Here is a 3,755-nt window from a genome sequence, read left to right as displayed (position 1 = left end):
CCAGCCGGCTGCCGCCGAAGCGGCAGTGAAAGCCCTGGTCGCCGCCACGACGGACTGGCTGCTGAACGAGCAGTCCAAGCGCTACTGACCATTCCCTGTTCCTTCGAGCTAAGGCAGCGACCCGATGTCTGAGACCACCGCTTCCCCGGACACACTGACTCTTCAAGCAGCCGCGGACCTCGATGCCACCATCACCGGCATCGAGCACAGGCTCGCGGCGTGGGCAGTCGAAACGGGCGCCGCCCTGGCGGCCCTCTCCACCAAGGTCAGCGGTACCGCCGTGGACAAGCTCATCCGGCCGGCGGTCGAAGAACTGGTCCGGACTCCCGGCGGATACATAGCCGGCGCAGGCTTCCTTGCCAACGCCGGGCTGCTGGGCCCCGAACGCAGCTACATCGCCTGGTGGCAGGGGGAGGAGCTGGAGCACGTGGACGCTCTCGCGAACTTCAGCCCCAACTCCATCAGCCGCTACGTGAAGTCCGAGTGGTTCCGCGTCCCGGTGGACACCGGGCAGGCCCACGTGACCGGGCCGTATGTGGATTTCCTGTGCACCGACGAATACGTCCTGACCTTCACGCACCCGGTCTTCTGCCGTGCGGACGGCCCGGTTTCCGGCATTGTGGGGATGGACGTCACCGTGCAGCGGCTGGAGCGCGGCGCCCTTCCGGCCCTGCGCTTGATCGGGGACCGGGCCACGCTGGTGAACGCCGACGGCCGCGCCATCGTCTCTGCAGCCTCGGACATCGCCGCCGGCGACCTCGCTGCCGCCGAGGAGGGCTGCAGCGTGCATCCCGTGGGCCGGAAGTTCCGGATCTGGAGCGGGGCTGCGGCGCTCTGACCCTGCTGACACCTCATCGACTGCTCCAGAACGGCCCTTATGAACCCTCAAAAGGGCCGTTTCGGAGCAGTCGATGGTGGGTGGATGGGGTGGGTGGTGCGCCGGCTGCCGCACGGCGGGGGTTCGCCTCCCTGCTGGGGCGTTGCTAGGCTGGAATGAAGGTCGCCTTCTTCGCGGCCTCCGGACGACGGTTCAGTACCCGGCACGCGACAAGACTGGCCACAGGAGCAGTCATGTCGTGGTTAGTTCTCATTGTGTCCGGCTCGCTGGAGGCCGTGTGGGCCGCAGCCCTGCACCGGACCTCGCAGGCCACGGGCCGCCGCCGGATTGCGCCGGCCGCCGTCTTCCTCATCTCTGTCCTGGCGAGTACGGGCGGCCTCGCTATCGCGATGCAGTCCATCCCGACGGGCACCGCCTACGCCGTCTGGGTGGGTGTCGGCGTGGTGCTGACCTCGGCCTACGCCATGATTACCAAAGTTGAGCGCGCGACGGCCGGACGCATCCTGCTGCTCGGCGGGATCGTGGCCTGTGTGGCCGGCCTGAAGCTGGTGGCATGAGCATGGCAGCGAACCGCACGCCAAAATCAGCAACGAAGGCGCCCGCAACCACGCTGGCTTGGCTCATCCTGCTCGCCTCCGCCGTGCTGGAAGCCGTCTGGGCCACGGCTCTGGGGCTGTCAGACGGCTTCACCCGGCCGCTGCCCACGCTCGTGTTCGCGCTGACCGCGTCCCTGAGCATGGTGGGGCTGGGCCTGGCCGTGAAGAGCATTCCGCTGGGCACCGCCTACGCCGTCTGGGTGGGGATCGGTGCAGCCCTGACGGTCGGCTGGGCGATGGTGACCGGCGTCGAGCCCGCCAGCCCCCTGAAATTGCTGTTTATTGCCGGGATTGTGGGCTGCGCGGCCGGACTGAAGCTGCTGCCAGCCGGGGAACCCGCGGCGGAGGCACAGCTGCCGCCCTCCCCCGCGGAATCTCCCCACGTTTGAGGCAGGCCGACGGCGTGTCCCGGCGACGCGCCGTCGGACCGGCCACGCAATATTCAAAGGTGGGGAAGCTGCCGCAGACGCCCGGAATAGCCGCGCGCCCGCCGGAGTTCTTGGCTGGGACGGAATTTCCGGCAGCGAATGGAGACCGAAGATGAATGCAGCGACAGTCCGACTCGGCGACGGCCTCATGGTCAGCCAATTGGGGTTCGGCGGCATGGCCCTCACCCCGGTATACGGAGAAGTGGATCCGGCCGAGGCCCTGCGGACCCTGCACCACGCGGTGGATGCCGGTGTCAGCTTCATCGACACAGCGGACATCTACGGCGGGGGCAGTAACGAGGAATTGATGGCCCAGCTGCTCAAGGAACGCCGCGGCGAAGTGCAGCTGGCCACCAAGTTCGGGCTCGTGGGCAGCCCGGCCAGCGGCTACTCCGATATCCGGGGCGACGCCGCCTATGTGCGGCAGGCCGTGGACCGCAGCCTGCAGCGACTCGGCACCGACGCCATCGACCTGTACTACATGCACCGCCGTGACCTCCGCGTTCCGATAGTGGAAACCGTGGAGGCCATGGCGGGGCTGGTGCAGGCCGGCAAGGTGCGGCATCTGGGCCTGTCTGAGGTGACGGCCGAGGAGCTGCGTGAAGCCAGCAGCATCCACCCGATCGCCGCGGTCCAGAGCGAGTGGTCCATCTGGAGCCGCGATGTGGAACGCAACGTTGTTCCTGCCGCGGCCGAGCTCGGGGTGGGGTTTGTGCCTTATTCGCCGCTGGGCCGGGGATTCCTCACCGGCACCGTGGACGCCTCGAAGCTTGGCAGCAACGACTTCCGCCGCAAGATCCCGCGATTCGCCGAGGCGGCGCTGGACGCCAACCAGGTCGTGGTCGCCGCCGTGCAGGGAGTTGCGGCTGAACTTTCAGCTGCCGGGCAGGCTGCAACTCCTGCCCAGGTGGCTTTGGCCTGGCTGCTCGCGCAGGGCCGCAAGCTGGGACTGCCCGTGGTCCCCATCCCCGGCACCCACAGGTCGGACCGGATCGACGAAAACCTGGGCGCGCTGGCGCTCGACTTCACCGCAGCGCAACTCGAGCAACTTGACGCCGCTGCGGACGCCGTCGTCGGCTCCCGCTCGGCGGACCCCAACTGGGTGTCCCAAGGCCGCGAATAGCGGATCCGTAGACTGAAGCCCATGGACTCGCTCATTCACTCGTTACGTGACATCACCATCCGCCGGATTTCGGTCAGCGAGATGGACAACAACGTGTATCTGCTCACCAGCAAGGCCTCGGGCGCGCAGCTCCTGATCGATGCGGCCGATGATCTGGCCGCCATCCAGGGGCTGCTTGCCGACGCCGCTGCGGATACCTCCGCGACGCCGAAACTGGCGCTGGTTGCCACCACCCACCAGCATTGGGACCACGTCCGTGCACTGCCGGGCCTGGTGGAGGCCACCGGGGTGAAGACCGCGGCCGGAACGGATGATGCCTCCGAACTGCCCGTGCCGGTGGATGTGCTGCTGGATCACGGGGACGTCGGGAACTTCGACGGCTTCGATGTGACAGCGGTACACCTGCGTGGCCACACCCCCGGGTCGATCGCGCTGGTGTACCAGGACCCGGAAGGTCCGGCGCACATCTTCTCGGGGGACTCGCTGTTTCCCGGCGGCGTGGGCAACACCCAGAAGGATCCCGAACGGTTCGCCCAGCTGCTCAGCGATGTCAGCGAGCGGCTGTTCGACGTGTATCCGGATGACACTGTGGTGCACCCGGGCCACGGGAAGCCGACCACCCTGGGCGCGGAACGCCCGCACCTGGAGGGGTGGCGCGCCCGCGGTTGGTAGCTTTTCGCTGCGCTTCGTGGTTTGCGCTGCGCATAATGCCGGTCGCTGCGGGAATTCCCGTAGCGACCGGCATTTCGCGCATCGCCAGCTACTTTAGG

Annotated in this window: 5 protein-coding genes and 1 riboswitch; all 5 genes read left to right on the top strand. The window is 67.8% G+C overall.

All coding sequences use genetic code 11. The features are described from left to right. Positions 1-124 precede the first annotated feature (124 nt). The 5 genes from K789_RS0102405 (at position 125) to K789_RS0102385 (ending at position 3,657) form a co-directional block, all read left to right on the top strand. On the top strand, positions 125-838 hold the full coding sequence (locus K789_RS0102405; RefSeq protein ID WP_024365353.1) for a cache domain-containing protein: 714 nt from the start codon (positions 125-127) through the stop codon (positions 836-838). 156 nt (positions 839-994) lie between these two features. Further along, positions 995-1,062: riboswitch (guanidine-III (ykkC-III) riboswitch) on the top strand. A 9-nt stretch (positions 1,063-1,071) separates the two neighbouring features. Beyond that, a complete protein-coding gene (locus K789_RS0102400; protein WP_024365352.1) occupies positions 1,072-1,395 on the top strand; it encodes a DMT family transporter in 324 nt (107 codons plus the stop codon). A 2-nt stretch (positions 1,396-1,397) separates the two neighbouring features. Then, the gene (locus tag K789_RS0102395) at positions 1,398-1,823 is read left to right on the top strand and encodes a DMT family transporter (protein WP_051180861.1); all 426 of its coding nucleotides are present in this window, start codon (positions 1,398-1,400) and stop codon (positions 1,821-1,823) included. 151 nt (positions 1,824-1,974) lie between these two features. Continuing rightward, entirely contained in the window at positions 1,975-2,985 is a 1,011-nt protein-coding gene (locus K789_RS0102390) for an aldo/keto reductase (protein ID WP_024365350.1), read from the top strand. A 21-nt stretch (positions 2,986-3,006) separates the two neighbouring features. After that, the gene (locus tag K789_RS0102385) at positions 3,007-3,657 is read left to right on the top strand and encodes an MBL fold metallo-hydrolase (RefSeq protein WP_024365349.1); all 651 of its coding nucleotides are present in this window, start codon (positions 3,007-3,009) and stop codon (positions 3,655-3,657) included. The last annotated feature ends 98 nt before the right edge of the window (positions 3,658-3,755 follow it).

The sequence above is a fragment of the Arthrobacter sp. TB 26 genome (assembly GCF_000427315.1).
Lineage (GTDB): Bacteria > Actinomycetota > Actinomycetes > Actinomycetales > Micrococcaceae > Arthrobacter.
Note: the sequence above shows the minus strand (reverse complement) of the source record. Positions and strands in the feature narration are given on the sequence as shown.